The organism is Amycolatopsis sp. NPDC004625, assembly GCF_040609695.1.
Lineage (GTDB): Bacteria > Actinomycetota > Actinomycetes > Mycobacteriales > Pseudonocardiaceae > Amycolatopsis.
In genome coordinates this window covers 42361-58110 of record NZ_JBEXKX010000038.1, presented here as the reverse complement: position 1 = coordinate 58110, position 15750 = coordinate 42361, and the positions used below count along the sequence as shown (strand labels likewise).

Here is a 15750-nt window from a genome sequence, read left to right as displayed (position 1 = left end):
TTTTCGGCCGGAAAGCCGGCCGGCCGGAACTCTGGGCGGGCTTAGGGGGGCCGCCGGGGTCCGCCCGCGGGCCGGGAGCGGGAAGCGCTCGCGGACAGGGGGATGGCAAGGGGGGTAAGCCTTTTGCCGGGATGCTGGGGACACCCCGGGGGGCGGCTAGGGGGCACCGCCCGCGGAACTCCGGCCAGACTGGTGGGGACGGCCGTCTCGCGGGACGTTGCCGTCCGAACGGTCCTGGCGCCACGCCGGAATGCGGCGGCGAACCGCGCCAAGACGTCTCATTCGACCGAGGGGTGTCGGCGGCATGCTGCGTACCGAGTTGATCCGTCCGTTGTCTGACACGGTGCGGGCGCACGCGGGCGAGTTCGGCGATCGGACCGCCTACACCGACGGCCGGCGCACCGTGGGCTACGCCGAACTGGAACTGCGCACGCGGCGGCTGGCCGGGCACCTGGCCGAGCTCGGGATCGCGCGCGGTGACCGGGTGGCGATCTACCTCGGCAACGGCGTCGAGGCCGTCGAAAGCTACTTCGCGATCACCCGCGCGAGCGCGATCGGCGTGCCGCTGAACCCGCGGTCGGCCGACGCCGAACTCGGCCACTTCCTCGCCGACAGCGGCGCCACGGTGGTGATCACCGATCCCGAGCGGCTCGGCCAGGTCCGCCGGGTGCTCGCGGACCGGCCCGCCCGGGCGCTGCTCGTGACCGGTGACGGGCCGGTGCCGGCGGGCACCCGCTCGTTCTCCCTGCTGTCCACAACGGACTCTTCACTGTCCGCACGTGACGACCTGGGCCTGGACGAGCCGGCGTGGATCCTTTACACGTCGGGGACGACGGGGTCGCCGAAGGGTGTCGTGTCGACCCAGCGGAGTTGTTTGTGGTCGGTGGCGGCGAGTTATGTGCCTGCGTTGGGGTTGGGCCCGGATGACCGGGTGTTGTGGCCGTTGCCGTTGTTCCATTCCTTGTCGCACGTGGTGTGTGTGCTGGGTGCGGTGTCGGTGGGGGCTTCGGTGTGGGTGCTGCCGGGGTTCTCGGCCGAGGACGTCGTGCGGGTGGCCGCGGAGTTCGAGCCGTCGGTGCTCGCGGGCGTGCCGACGGTGTACCAGGGCCTGGTGGCCTCCGGCGACCGCGGTGTGCTGCCCGCGGTGCGAGTCGGCTTGGTCGGTGGTGCGGTGCTTCCGGCGGGATTGCGCCGGTCCTTCGAGGGTGTGTTCGGCGTGCCGCTGGTGGATGCCTACGGGAGCACCGAATCCTGCGGGGCGATCGCGGTGAACTGGCGGGGCGCCGGGCCGGTGGGCTCGTGCGGGTTGCCGGTGCCGGGCCTGGCCGTGCGGCTGGTCGGGGACGCGGGGGCGGACGTGGCGGCCGGTGCGGAGGGCGAGGTGTGGCTCCGGGGCCCGAACGTGATGCAGGGGTACTGGAACCAGCCGGCGGCGACGGCCGAGGTGCTGGTGGACGGGTGGTTGCGGACGGGTGACCTGGCCCGGGCCGACGAGTCGGGTTTCCTGACGGTGACCGGCCGGGTGAAGGAACTGATCGTCCGGGGCGGGGAAAACGTGCACCCGGGCGAGATCGAAGAAGTCGTACGCGGCATCTCGGGAGTGGCCGACGTCGCGGCGGCGGGGCGGGCGCACGAGGTGCTGGGCGAGGTGCCGGTCGTCTACGTGGTGCCCGGGGCGGACGATTTCGATCCGGGCGAGGTCCTGCGGGCCTGCCGGGACCGGCTGGCGTTCTTCAAGGTGCCGGTGGCGGTCTACCAGATCGACGCGGTGCCGAGGACCGCCTCGGGGAAGGTCAAGCGGCACGCGTTGCCCGACCTGCCCGCCCGCCTCCGGGCGATCGGCGACGGCCACCACGAGAACCTCTACCGCACCGGCTGGGTCCCGGCCGGACCGGTGTCCCGCCCCGAGGACGAGACGTGGGCCATCGCGGGCCTCGACGCCCCCGGGCTCGAAGCGACCGGCGTCCGGGTGCGGACCTACGCCGACGCCGCGGGCTTCGACCAGGCGGTGGACCGTGGTGAACCGGCCCCGGACGTCGTGCTCGTGGCGGCCGCTCCCCGCTCCCTCGACGACCTCGCGAGCGACGCGCCGGATGACCTGATCGCCCGGCTGCGGCGGTGGCTCGCCGACGAACGGCTGACCGGGACCCGCGTGGTCGTCGTCGACCCCGGCGACCCGGCGCCCGTATTCGCGCCGCTGGCGGAAGCGATGCGCGAGCACCCCGGCCGGCTCTCCTTCTTGCTCGCGGACCCGGGGGAACGCAACGACGAATGGGCCGCGGCGGTCCGCGATGCCGTCGCCACCGGCGAACCCCGCACGGCCGTGCGCGCCGGCGCCGCGCTGGTGCCCCGGCTGGCCCGGGTGTCGACCTCCGGCGCCGAGGTGACCGGCGAGGTCGACACCACCGGCACGGTCCTCGTCACCGGCGTCACCGACCCCGCCGCCGCGGCCATCGCGCGGCACCTGGCCGCCACCCGCGACGCGCGCGATGTCCTGCTGCTGGACCCGGGTGCCCTCGAAGACGAGTCGGCGGTGCGGCTCGCGGCCGAGCTGACCGACGCCGGGGTGAACGCGACCCTGGTGGCCACCGATCCCGCCGACCGGCCGGCGCTGGAGGCTCTACTGGCCGGGCTGGAGCGGCCTGTCACGGCCGTGGTGCACGTCCAGGCCGCCGCGCCGTTCGGCCGCGCCGTGGCGGACGCGGCCCGCAACCTCCACGAGCTGACGCTCGGGACCGGGGTGTCGGCCTTCGTGCTGGTGTCCCCGGTGGCGGGGCTGCTGACCGAGGGCGCGCCTTCGGGCGTCGCCTCCTGGTTCGAGGCGGTGGCGCACCACCGCCGGGCCGGCGGGCAGCCCGCCGTGGCGTTGTCCTGGGACACCGGCGAACCGGCCCCGGAGACCGGCGGCGCGACCGCCCTCTCGGCCGACGAAGGACTCGCGGTCTTCGAGGGCGCGCTCGCGGCCGGACAGACCTCGCTCGTCGCCCTGCGCCTGAACCTCACCGCCTGGCAGGCCGAGGCGGAGCAGCGCGCGGTGCCGAGCCTCCTTCGCGACCTGCGCGGCCTGGCCGGTGCACCCGAGCCGTCCGCCGAGGTGACGGAGGAGTGGCGACGCCGGCTGGCCGCTACGCCCGCCGGCGACCAGGCCGCCCTGCTCGCGGAGCTGGTGCGCGCCGAGACCGCGCACGTGGCGGGCCTGCCCGGCGGCAGCGCGGTCGCGGCGGAGCGCGCCTTCCGCGAACTCGGCTTCACCTCGGTGAACGCGGTCGAACTGCGGAACCGGCTCGGCGCCGCGACGGGACTCGCGCTGCCGGCCACCCTGGCCTTCGACCACCCGAACCCGGACGCCGTCGCCCGGTACCTGAAACGGGAACTGCTGGGTGACACCGAAACGCCCGCGACGCCGGTGGCGGTCGCGACCGACGAGCCGATCGCGATCGTCGGGATGGCGTGCCGCTTCCCGGGCGGGGTGTCGTCACCGGAGCAGTTGTGGGACCTGGTCGCCGCGGGCGGGGACGCCATCGGCGCGTTCCCGGGTGATCGCGGCTGGGATCTGGACCGGTTGTTCGACCCGGATCCGGACCGGGCGGGCACGTCGTATGTCCGGGAAGGCGGGTTCCTCGAGGACGCGGCGGGGTTCGACGCGGGGTTCTTCGGGATTTCCCCGCGTGAGGCCCTGGCCATGGATCCGCAGCAGCGGTTGCTGCTGGAAGCGTCCTGGGAGACTTTCGAGAACGCGGGCATCGACCCGGCCACCCTGCGCGGCGGCGACGTCGGCGTGTTCGCCGGCGTGATGCACCACGACTACGCGGCCGGACCCGAGGAGGTCCCCCCGGACCTGGTGGGCTACCTCGGCACCGGGACCGCGGGTAGCGTCGCCTCGGGCCGGGTGGCGTATTCGCTGGGTTTCGTGGGTCCGGCGTTGACGGTGGACACGGCGTGTTCGTCGTCTCTGGTCGCGATTCACCTGGCGGCGCAGGCGTTGCGCCGGGGTGAGTGCTCGCTGGCGTTGGCCGGTGGGGTGACGGTGATGGCGACGCCGGTGTCCTTTGTGGAATTCAGCCGTCAGCGGGGGTTGGCCGCCGATGGCCGGTGCAAGCCGTTCGCCGGTGGTGCCGACGGAACCGGCTGGGGTGAGGGTGTCGGGCTCGTGCTTCTGGAACGGCTGTCGGTCGCTCGGGCGGCGGGCCATCACGTGCTGGGTGTGGTGGCGGGTTCGGCGGTCAACCAGGACGGTGCGTCCAACGGTTTGACGGCCCCGAACGGTCCTTCGCAGCAGCGGGTGATCCGGGCTGCGCTGGCGAGTGCGGGACTGTCCACTTCGGACGTCGACGCGGTGGAAGCCCATGGCACAGGAACGTCTCTGGGTGATCCGATCGAAGCGCAAGCCCTGCTGGCCACCTACGGGCAGGACCGCGAAGAGCCGTTGTGGCTGGGTTCGGTGAAGTCGAACATCGGCCACACCCAGGGCGCGGCCGGTGTCGCCGGCGTGATCAAGATGGTCGAGGCTATGCAACGCGGGGTGCTGCCGCAGAGCTTGCACGTCGACGAGCCGACGCCGGAGGTGGACTGGTCCGCCGGTGAGGTCCGGCTGCTCACCGAACAGAGGGAGTGGCCCGGGGTCGACCGGCCGCGCCGGGCGGGGGTGTCGTCGTTCGGGATCAGCGGGACCAACGCGCACGTCATCCTCGAACAGGCACCGGAACCGGAACCGGCGGAACCCGCGGACGAGCCGGACGGCGTGGTGCCCCTGATCGTCTCCGGCCGTGGCCCCGCCGCCCTGCGCGGCCAAGCGGCCCGCCTCGCGTCCTTTGTGGAGGGATCCGTCACGCCGCTGCCGGAGGTGGGTGCGGCCTTGGTGACGAGCCGGGCCCTGCTGCCCGACCGCGCCGTGGTGCTGGCCGACGACCACGCCGAAGCGGTGACCGGGTTGCGGGCGCTGGCCGACGGAACTGCGGCCGCCGGCGTCGTCTCGGGCCGCGCCGACGTCGAAGGCAAGCGCGTGTTCGTCTTCCCGGGCCAGGGCGCGCAGTGGGCCGGCATGGGACGCGACCTGCTGACGGCTTCGCCGGTCTTCGCCGAAGTCGTGGCGGAGTGCGAAAAGGCGTTGTCCCCGTGGGTGGACTGGTCGGTGACCGAGGTCCTCCGCGGGGCGCCGGACGCGCCGGACCTCGACCGGGTCGACGTGGTGCAGCCGGCCTCGTTCACCGTGATGGTGGCCTTGGCCGAGGTGTGGCGCTCCTGGGGCCTGATGCCGGACGCCGTCGTCGGGCACTCCCAGGGCGAGATCGCGGCCGCCTGCGTGGCGGGCGCGCTTTCCCTGGCGGACGCGGCGAAAGTCGTCGCGTTGCGCAGCCAGGCCATCGCCGCGTCCCTGGCCGGCCGGGGCGGCATGCTGTCGCTCGCGCTGCCGGTGGAGCAGGCCGCCGAGCGGCTGGAACCGTGGGCCGGGCGAGTGGAGATCGCTGCGGTCAACGGGCCGGTGTCGGTGGTCGTCGCGGGCGATCCCGACGCCCTCGCGGCGATCCGGGCCGCCTGCGAGGACGACGGGGTGCGGGCCCGGCTGATCCCGGTGGACTACGCCTCCCACACGCGGCACGTCGAAGCGCTGCACGACCGGCTGCGGGAGACCCTGGCCGACGTCCGGCCCGGCCCGGCCGAGGTCCCGATGTGGTCGACGGTCACCCAGGAGTGGCTGGCCGGTCCCGAACTCGACGCCGGGTACTGGTACCGCAACCTCCGGCACCGGGTCGGCTTCGCGGCCGCCATCGAGGCCCTGCTCGACCGGGGGCACCGCGTGTTCACCGAAGTGAGCCCCCACCCGGTGCTGACCACCAGCATCCAGGACGTCCTCGACACCCGCGACGACAGCCCGGCGGTCGTGACGGGCACCCTGCGGCGTGACGACGGCGGGCTGCGCCGGCTGCTGTCGAGCGCGGCGGAGCTGTTCGTGCGCGGCGTGCGGATCGACTGGCGGGGCCGGTTCGCCGGCCGCGACGGGCGGCGGGTACCGCTGCCGACCTACGCGTTCCAGCGGGAACCCTTCTGGCTCCACCGCGCGCCCGCTTCGGGTGACGTCTCGGGCGCCGGGCTGGTGTCCGCGGAGCACCCGATGCTGGGGGCCGCGACGAGCCTGGCCGCCGGCGAAGGCGTGCTGTTCACCGGCCGGTTGTCCACGCGGACGCACCCGTGGCTGGCCGACCACGCCGTGTCGGGCGTGACCCTCGTGCCCGGGACCGTCTTCGTCGAGCTGGCGATCCGCGGCGGCGACGAGACCGGGTGCCCGGTAGTCGACGAGCTGGTCATCGAGACGCCGCTGGTGCTGTCCGGCCAGGACGCCGTCCGGATCCAGCTCCAGCTCGACCCGCCGGCGGAGGACGGCCGCCGCCGGTTCGGCGTCTACTCCGCACCCGCCGAAGCCGGCACCGGCCTTTCGTGGGTCCGGCACGCGAGCGGCACGGTGGCGCCGGACGCCGGGACGCCGTCGCCCGATCCCGCCGCCTGGCCGCCGCCCGGCGCGGTCGCGGTCGACGTCGGCGACTTCTACCCGCGGCAGTTCGCCCGGGGCTACGAGTACGGCCCGGTGTTCCGGGGCCTGCAGCGGGTGTGGACCCGCGGCCGCGAGGTGTTCGCCGAAGTCGCGCTGCCGGACGAAGGTGCTGTCGCCGGGTTCGGGCTGCACCCGGCCCTGCTCGACGCCGCGCTCCACGCGAGCACCTTCTGCCACGACCAGCCGGCCGAGCCCGGGCGGACGCCGCTCCCGTTCGCCTGGAACGGTGTCGCCCTGCACGCCTCCGGTGCTTCGGCCCTGCGGGTGCGGGCGGTGCCGGTGGGCACCGACGGCGTGTCGCTCGAGGTGACCGACCCGGCCGGCGCGCCGGTGGCGTCGATCGCCTCCCTGGTGCTGCGGCCGGTGGCCACCGACCGGCTGGCGCACCGCGACCCGCTGCCGGACTCGCTGTTCCGCGTCGAATGGACCGCGGCCCCCGGTGCGCCGGTCGCCGGGCCGGTGCCGATGACCGTGGCCGAAGTGCCGGCCGAGGCCGGTCTCCGGGCGGCGCTCGAGCACACGCTGGCGACGGTGCAGCGGTGGCTGGCGGACGAGCGGGCCGGCGACGACCGGCTCGTGGTCCTGACGCGGCACGCGGTGGCGGCCGACGACCCGGGTGTCTTCGTCGACCCCGCGGCCGCCGCGGTGTGGGGTCTGGTGCGGTCGGCCCAGTCGGAGCACCCGGGCCGGATCGTGCTGGTGGACGCGGACGACCCCGCTTCGGCGCGGGAGCTGGTCGCCGCCGTGGTGGCCTCGGGTGAGCCGCAGGCGGCCGTCCGAGGCGGCACCGTGCTGCTGCCGCGGCTGGTCCGGGCGCCCGCCGCGGAGCCGGCCGGCTCCGCCCCGTGGCGGCTGGAGAGCAGCGGATCGGGCACCTTGGAGGGGGTGCGGCCGGTGCCGTGCCCCGAGGCGCTGCGGCCCCTGGAAGACGGCGAGGTGCGCGTCGAAGTGCGCGCGGCGGGCGTCAACTTCCGGGACGTCCTGGTTTCGCTGGGCATGGTGCCCGGCCAGGAAGGGATCGGCGGCGAGTTCGCCGGGGTCGTCACCGAGATCGGCCCCGGGGTTTCCGGGCTGCGCGAAGGCGCCCGCGTGATGGGCGTGCTCGGCGGGGCGTTCGGCGGCTTCGGTCCCCTCGTGGTCGTCGACGCGCGCTTGGTCGCCGAGGTGCCGGCCGGCTGGTCGTTCGAGGTGGCCGCTTCGGTGCCGGTGGCCTTCCTGACCGCCCTGTTCGGGCTGCACGACCTGGGTGCCGTCGGGCCCGGCGACCGCGTGCTGGTGCACGCGGCCGCGGGCGGCGTCGGGCTGGCGGCCGTGCGGCTGGCCCGCTGCTTCGGCGCGGAGGTGTTCGGGACCGCGAGCCCGGCCAAGTGGGACGCCCTGCGCGCCGAAGGCCTGGACGACGACCACCTGGCCAGTTCACGGTCGCTGGAGTTCGCTGGCCGGTTCGCCGGGGTCGACGTGGTGCTGAACTCGCTGTCGGGGGAGTTCGTCGACGCCTCGCTCGATCTGCTGGCGCCCGGTGGCCGGTTCCTGGAGCTGGGCAAGACCGACATCCGCGACGCCGAAGCCGTCGCCGGCGCCCGTCCGGGGGTGCACTACGAGGCCTACGACCTGGGCCGCACGGCGGGGCCGGACCGGATCCGGGAGATGCTGCGCGAGCTGGTGGCGCTGTTCGAAACCGGCCAGCTGGCCCCGTTGCCGGTGACGCGGTGGGACATCCGGCGGGCGCCGGAGGCGTTCCGGTTCATGAGCCAGGCCCGGCACGTCGGCAAGGTCGTGCTGCGCCTGCCGCGGCGCCTGGACCCGGAGGGCACGGTGCTGATCACCGGGGGCACCGGCACCCTGGGCGGGCTGCTGGCCCGGCACCTGGCCGCCGAGCACGGCGTGCGGCACCTGCTGCTGCTCAGCCGCGGCGGGCCCGACGCCCCGGGCGCGGCGGACCTGGTGCGTGAGCTGGGCGACGGCGTCCGGGTGGTCGCCTGCGACGTGGCCGACCGGGACGCGCTCGCCGCGGCCCTCGCCGCGATCCCGGCCGAGCACCCGCTGACCGCCGTCGTCCACACCGCCGGCGCCCTCGACGACGGCGTGCTGACCGCCCTGACCCCCGACCGGCTGGACACCGTGCTGCGCCCGAAGGCCGACGCCGCGGTGCACCTGCACGAGCTGACCCGCGACCTCGACCTGGCCGCGTTCGTGCTGTTCTCCTCCGGCGCGGGCGTGCTCGGCAACCCCGGCCAGGGCAACTACGCCGCGGCCAACGCTTTCCTCGACGCCGCCGCGCAGCGGTGGAACGCCACCGGAAGCCCCACGACGTCGCTCGCCTGGGGCTACTGGGCCCAGGTCAGCGGCCTCACCGGCCACCTGGGCCGCACGGACCTGCGGCGGCACCGGCGAAGCGGGGTCACCGGCCTGTCGTCGGCCGAAGGTCTCGCCCTGTTCGACGCCGCCCTCCGGTCGCCCGATGCGGCGCTGGTGCCGGTGAAGCTCGACCTGGCGAGCCTGCGCGGGAACGACGACCCCGCCGCGGTGTCCCCGCTGCTGCGCGGCCTGGTGCGGCCCGGACGGCGCGTCGCGGCCACCGGCGTCACCGCCGGTGACGGGTGGGCGGACCGGTTGCGGGGCCTGGCGGAGCCGGAGCAGAAGCGCGTGCTCGTCGACCTCGTGCGGGGGGAAGCCGCCGCCGTGCTCGGCCACGCGACACCGGAGGCGATCGGCACCACCCAGGCGTTCAAGGAAGCCGGCTTCGACTCGCTGACCGCGGTGGAACTGCGCAACCGCGTCAGCACGGCCACGGGCCTGCGGCTGCCGGCCACCGTCGTCTTCGACCACCCCACCCCGGACGCCCTCGCCCGCCGGGTCCGGACCGAACTGCTCGGTACCGCGGAACCGGTGGCCGCTCCGGTGACCGCCGCGGCCGGGCCGGACGACCCGATCGCCGTCGTCGGGATGGCGTGCCGGTTCCCCGGCGGGGTGACGTCCCCGGCCGGGCTGTGGGACCTGGTCGCCGCCGGGCGCGACGCGATCGGGCCGTTCCCGGAGGACCGCGGCTGGGACCTCACCGGCCTGTTCGACCCCGATCCGGACCGGGCGGGCAAGTCCTACGTCCGGGCCGGCGGGTTCCTCGACGACGCGGCGGGTTTCGACGCGGGCTTCTTCGGGATCAGCCCGCGCGAAGCGCTGGCGATGGACCCGCAGCAGCGCCTGGTCCTGGAGACGTCCTGGGAGACCCTGGAGAACGCGGGGATCGACCCGGCTTCCCTGCACGGGCAGAACATCGGCGTGTTCACCGGGGTGATCAACCACGACTACGCCGTGCGGATCCACCTGGCCCCCGGCGACCTCGAGGGCTACCGGCTGACCGGGACCTCGGCCAGTGTCGCGTCGGGCCGGGTGGCGTATTCACTCGGGTTCGAGGGCCCGGCGCTGACGGTGGACACGGCGTGTTCGTCGTCCCTGGTGGCGATCCACCTCGCGGCCCAATCGCTGCGCCGCGGCGAGTGCACGATGGCCCTCGCGGGCGGCGCGTCGATGATGGCCCTGCCCGGGCCGTTCGTGGAGTTCAGCCGCCAGCGCGGGCTGGCCGGCGACGGCCGGTGCAAGCCGTTCGCCGGTGGTGCCGACGGGACCGGCTGGGGCGAAGGCGTCGGGCTCGTGCTGCTGGAGCCGTTGTCGGTGGCCCGGGAGCGAGGGCACCGCGTGCTGGCCGTGGTGGCGGGCTCGGCGGTGAACCAGGACGGCGCTTCGAACGGGTTGACGGCGCCGAACGGTCCGTCGCAGCAGCGGGTGATCCGGGCCGCGCTGGCGAGCGCCGGACTGTCCACTTCGGACGTCGATGCGGTCGAGGCCCACGGCACCGGCACCGTGCTCGGCGACCCGATCGAAGCGCAGGCGCTGCTCGCGACCTACGGCCAGGACCGCGAAGAACCGTTGTGGCTCGGCTCGGTCAAGTCGAACATCGGGCACACCCAGGGCGCGGCCGGGATCGCCGGGGTGATCAAGATGATCGAGGCCATGCGCCGCGGTGTGCTGCCGCGCACGCTGCACGTGGACGAGCCGACGCCGGAGGTGGACTGGTCGGCCGGGGCGGTGCGGCTGCTCACCGAACAGCGGGCGTGGCCGGCGGTCGGCCGGCCGCGGCGGGCCGGGGTGTCGTCGTTCGGCATCAGCGGCACCAACGCCCACGTCATCCTGGAACAGGCACCCGAACCCACGCCGGTCGCCGCCGACGCACCGGAGCCGTTCGCCGGGGGGATCGTGCCGCTGGTGCTGTCCGCCCGCGGTCCGGCCGGCCTGCACGCACAGGCCGCGCAGCTGGCGTCCTTTGTGGACGGTGCCGACGCGCCGCTGCCGGCGGTGGGGGCGGCCTTGGTGACGAGCCGGGCGCTGCTGCCCGACCGCGCGGTGGTGCTGGCCGCCGACCGCGCCGAAGCCCTGGCGGGGCTGCACGACCTGACCGGTGCGGTTTCCGGTGTCGCGGACGTCGAGGGCAAGCGGGTGTTCGTGTTTCCCGGTCAGGGTGCGCAGTGGGTCGGGATGGGTCGTGAGTTGCTGGCGGTTTCGCCGGTGTTCGCCGGGGTGGTGGCGGAGTGCGAGGCGGCGTTGTCGCCGTGGGTGGATTGGTCGGTGACGGAGGTTTTGCGGGACGGTCTCGATCTGGATCGGGTGGATGTGGTGCAGCCCGCTTCTTTCGCGGTGATGGTGGGTTTGGCTGCGGTGTGGCGGTCGTTCGGGGTGACGCCGGATGCCGTTCTCGGCCATTCCCAAGGTGAAATTGCGGCTGCGTGTGTGGCTGGTGCGTTGTCGCTGGCTGATGCGGCGATGGTGGTGGCGTTGCGGAGTCAGGCCATTGCGGAGTCGCTGGCCGGGCGCGGCGGAATGCTGTCGCTGAGCTTGCCGGTGGACCAGGCCGGTGCCCGGGTGCGGGCGTGGGACGGCCGCGTCGAAGTGGCGGCCGTCAACGGGCCGGCCTCGGTGGTGGTGGCCGGCGATCCCGGCGCACTGGCCGAGGTGCAGGCCGCGTGCGAGCAGGACGGGGTGCGGGCCCGGATGATCCCGGTGGACTACGCCTCCCACACCCGTCACGTCGAAGCACTGCGCGAGCAGCTGCCGCGGACCCTGGCCGCGATCCGGCCGGGGCCCGCGCAGGTGTCGATGTGGTCGACGGTCACCCAGGAGTGGCTCGAAGGCCCGGAGCTGGACGCGGAGTACTGGTACCGCAACCTGCGCCACCGGGTCGGGTTCGGCCCGGCCGTCGAGGCACTGGTGGCGCAGGGGCACCGGGCGTTCGTCGAAGTGAGCCCGCATCCGGTGCTCACCACCGCGGTGCAGGAAATCCTGGACGGCCACGACTTCGCCACGGTGGTCACCGGCACCCTGCGCCGCGACGACGGTGGACTGCGGCGCCTCCTGACCAGCCTGGCCGAGGTGCACGTCCGGGGGATTCCGGTCACCTGGACCACGAGCCGGCCGGCGGACCACGTGGACCTGCCCACCTACGCCTTCCGGCACCAGCGCTACTGGCTCGACGTCCCCGACCCCGTCGGTGACGTCTCCACCGCGGGGCTGAGTTCCCCGGCCCACCCGCTCCTGGGCGCGGCCCTGCCGCTGGCCGACGGCGACGGCGTGGTGCTCAGCGGGCGGATCTCCACCCGGTCGCACCCGTGGCTGGCCGGGCACGCCGTCTCCGGCGTGGTGCTGCTCCCCGGGACGGCGTTCCTCGAACTGGCCGTCCGCGCCGGCGACGAGGTCGGCTGCCCGGTCGTCGAGGAACTCGTCGTCGAGACGCCGCTGGTCCTGCCGGCCGAAGGTGCGCTGCGGCTGCAGGTCGTGGTCGACGACGCCGATCCGGCCGGGCGCCGGGCGGTCCGCGTCCACAGCCGCGACGACGCCGACGACCGCGGCGGGTGGACGCGGCACGCCGCGGGCACGCTGACCGCCGTCGCGCCCGCCGCGGCCTTCGACCTGACGCAGTGGCCGCCGCCGGATGCCGAGCGAGCCGACCTCACCGGCTTCTACGACACCCTGGCCGGCACCGGCCTGGACTACGGCGAGGTCTTCCGGGGCCTGCGGCAGGTCTGGACGCGGGGCGACGAGGTCTTCGCCGAGGTCGCGCTGCCCGGCGGAACCGACGGCGCGGCCGGGTTCGGGCTGCACCCGGCCCTGCTCGACGCCGCCCTGCACAGCACCGGCTTCGCCGCCTCCGCCGGCCCGGCGGACGGGCCGATCCTCCTGCCGTTCTCGTGGACCGGCGTGACGCTGCACGCCGCGGGTGCCTCGGCGCTGCGGGTGCACGCCACGCGAACCGCCGCCGACCGCGTTTCGCTGCTGGTGGCCGACCGCGCCGGAACCCCGGTCGCCACGGTCTCTTCGCTGACGCTGCGCCCGGCCGGGCCGATCGAGTCCGGTGCCGCCCGGGCCGCGGGTGCCCTGTTCCGGACCGGCTGGGTCCCGGCGGCGCTCCCCGCCGTCACCGACCCGCCGTCGTGGACGGTCCTGGACGTGCCGGCCGCGACATCCGGCCTCCGCGCCGCGGTGGGCCACGTCCTGACCGAGGTGCAGAAGTGGCTCGAGGCCCCGGAAACCGGCACCCGGCTCGTGGTGGTGACCGAAGGCGCCGTCGCGGCCCGCGACGGCGAGCTCGTCCGCGACCCGGTGCCGGCCGGGGTGTGGGGGCTGGTGCGCTCGGTGCAGTCGGAGCACCCGGGCCGGCTCGTGCTGGTCGACGTGGACTCCCCGGACGCCCGGGCGGCGCTGCCGGCGGTGGTCGCGTCCGGGGAGCCGCAGGCGGCGATCCGCGGCGGCACCGTGCTCCTGCCGCGCCTGGCCCGCGTCCCCGCGGACGCGGAACCGGTGCTGCCGCCCGATCCGGCGTGGCGGCTGGAAAGCACGAGCGACGGCACGCTGGAGAGCGTGCGGCCGGTGCCCTGCCCCGACGTGCTGCGGCCCCTGGAAGACGGCGAAATCCGGGTCGAGGTGCGGGCGGCGGGCGTCAACTTCCGCGATGTGCTGGTGTCCCTGGGCATGGTGCCCGGCCAGGAGGGCCTCGGCGGCGAGTTCGCCGGGGTCGTGACGGAAACCGGCCCCGGGGTTTCCGGGCTGCGCGCGGGAACCCGCGTGATGGGCCTCCTCGACGGCGCGTCCGGGGGGTTCGGGCCCGTGGTGGTGACCGACGAGCGGCTGGTCACCGCGGTGCCGGCGGGCTGGTCGTTCGAGGTGGCCGCGTCGGTGCCGATCGCGTTCCTGACCGCCCTGTACGGCCTGCGGGACCTGGGCGGCGTCGGCGCCGGGGACCGGGTGCTGGTGCACGCCGCGACCGGTGGGGTGGGGCTGGCCGCGGTGCGGCTGGCCCGGTGCCTCGGGGCGGAGGTGTTCGGGACCGCGAGCCCGGCCAAGTGGGACGTCCTGCGCGCCGAAGGCTTGGCCGGGTCGCACATCGCCAGTTCCCGGTCGGCGGAGTTCGCCGCCCGGTTCGGCGAGGTCGACGTCGTGCTCAACTCCCTGACCGGCGACCTCGCCGACGCCTCGCTCGGCCTGCTGGCGCCCGGTGGCCGGTTCCTGGAGCTGGGCAAGACCGACATCCGCGACGCCGAGGCCGTCGCGGCGGCCCACCCCGGAATCCGGTACCAGGCCTACGACCTGGGCCGGTCGGCGGGGCCGGACCGGATCCGGGAGATGCTGCGCGAGCTGGTGGCGCTGTTCGAAACCGGGCAGCTGGCCCCGTTGCCGATCACCGTGCGGGACATCCGCCGGGCACCGGAGGCGCTGCGGTTCATGAGCCAGGCCCGGCACGTGGGCAAGGTCGTCCTGCGCCTGCCGCGGCGGTTGGATCCGGAGGGCACGGTGCTGATCACCGGGGGCACCGGCACCCTCGGCGGCCTGCTGGCCTGGCACCTGGCCACCCGGCACCGGGTGCGGCACCTCGTCCTGCTCAGCCGCGGCGGCCCCGGGACCGCGCCGGCGCGGCACCTGGTGGGACAGCTGACCGAACTGGGCGCGCAGGTGCGCGTGGTGGCGTGCGACGCGGCCGACCGGGACGCGGTGGCCGCGGTCCTCGCCGGGATCCCGGCCGAGCACCCGCTGACCGCCGTGGTCCACGCCGCCGGCGCGCTCGACGACGGCGTGGTGTCCGCGCTGACCCCGCGGCGGCTCGACACCGTGTTCCGGCCCAAGGCCGACGCGGCGCTGGTCCTGCACGAGCTGACCCGCGACCTCGACCTGGCCGCGTTCGTGCTGTTCTCCTCCGGCGCCGGGGTGCTGGGCAACCCGGGACAGGGCAACTACGCCGCGGCCAACGCCTTCCTCGACGCGGCGGCACAGCGGTGGAACGCCACCGGCGGCCCGGTGACGGCGCTCGCCTGGGGCTACTGGGCCCGGACCAGTGCCCTGACCCGGCACCTCGGCGACACCGACCGCGACCGGATCGGCCGGGCCGGCGTGCGGCCGCTGTCCACCGACGCCGGCATGGCGTTGTTCGACGCCGCCCTGGCGAGCTCCGAGGCGGCCCTGGTCCCGATGGACCTCGACCCGGCGGCGGTGCGCGCGGCGGACGAGCCGGTGCCGGCGATCCTGCGCGGGCTCGTCCGCCCGGTGCGCCCGGCCGCCGAGGCCGCCGCGGCCGCGGCGTCGGCGCCGGGGGAGTCCTGGGCCCAGCGCCTGGCCGGCGCCACCGCGACCGAACAGGAGAGCGCCCTCGCCGACCTGGTGCTCGGCGGCGTCGCCGCCGTGCTGGGGCACGCGAACGCGGCCGAGCTGGACGCGGAGTCGGCGTTCAAGGAACTCGGGTTCGACTCGCTGACCGCGGTCGAACTGCGCAACCGGCTGAGCCGGGCGACCGGGCTGCGCCTGCCCGCGACGGTGGTCTTCGACTACCCGAAGCCCGCGGTGCTGGCCCGGCACCTGCGGGACGAGCTGTTCCCCGGCGGCCGCGACGAACCAGCCGACGAACCGGCCGGCGAGCCGCGCGAGGACGAGCTCCGCCGGGTGCTGGCCGCGACCCCGCTGAGCCGGTTCCGGGACGCCGGGGTGCTGGACGCGCTGCTCCGGCTGGCCGGCCCGGACGGCTTGGACGGCTCGGACGGCGCCGAAGCGGCGGGGCCGGCGGACGACGAGCTCGACGCGATGGACGCGGACGACCTCGTGCACCAGGCGCGGCGCACCGCCGGGCTGTGAGCCGGCCGGCCCGGACCAGACGCGAGTACGGA

Annotated in this window: 1 protein-coding gene; it reads left to right on the top strand. The window is 75.3% G+C overall.

Going from position 1 to position 15750, the window contains the following annotated elements:
• The first annotated feature begins 331 nt into the window (after positions 1–331).
• On the top strand, positions 332–15718 hold the full coding sequence (locus ABZW17_RS33830) for an SDR family NAD(P)-dependent oxidoreductase (RefSeq protein ID WP_354823269.1): 15387 nt from the start codon (positions 332–334) through the stop codon (positions 15716–15718).
• The last annotated feature ends 32 nt before the right edge of the window (positions 15719–15750 follow it).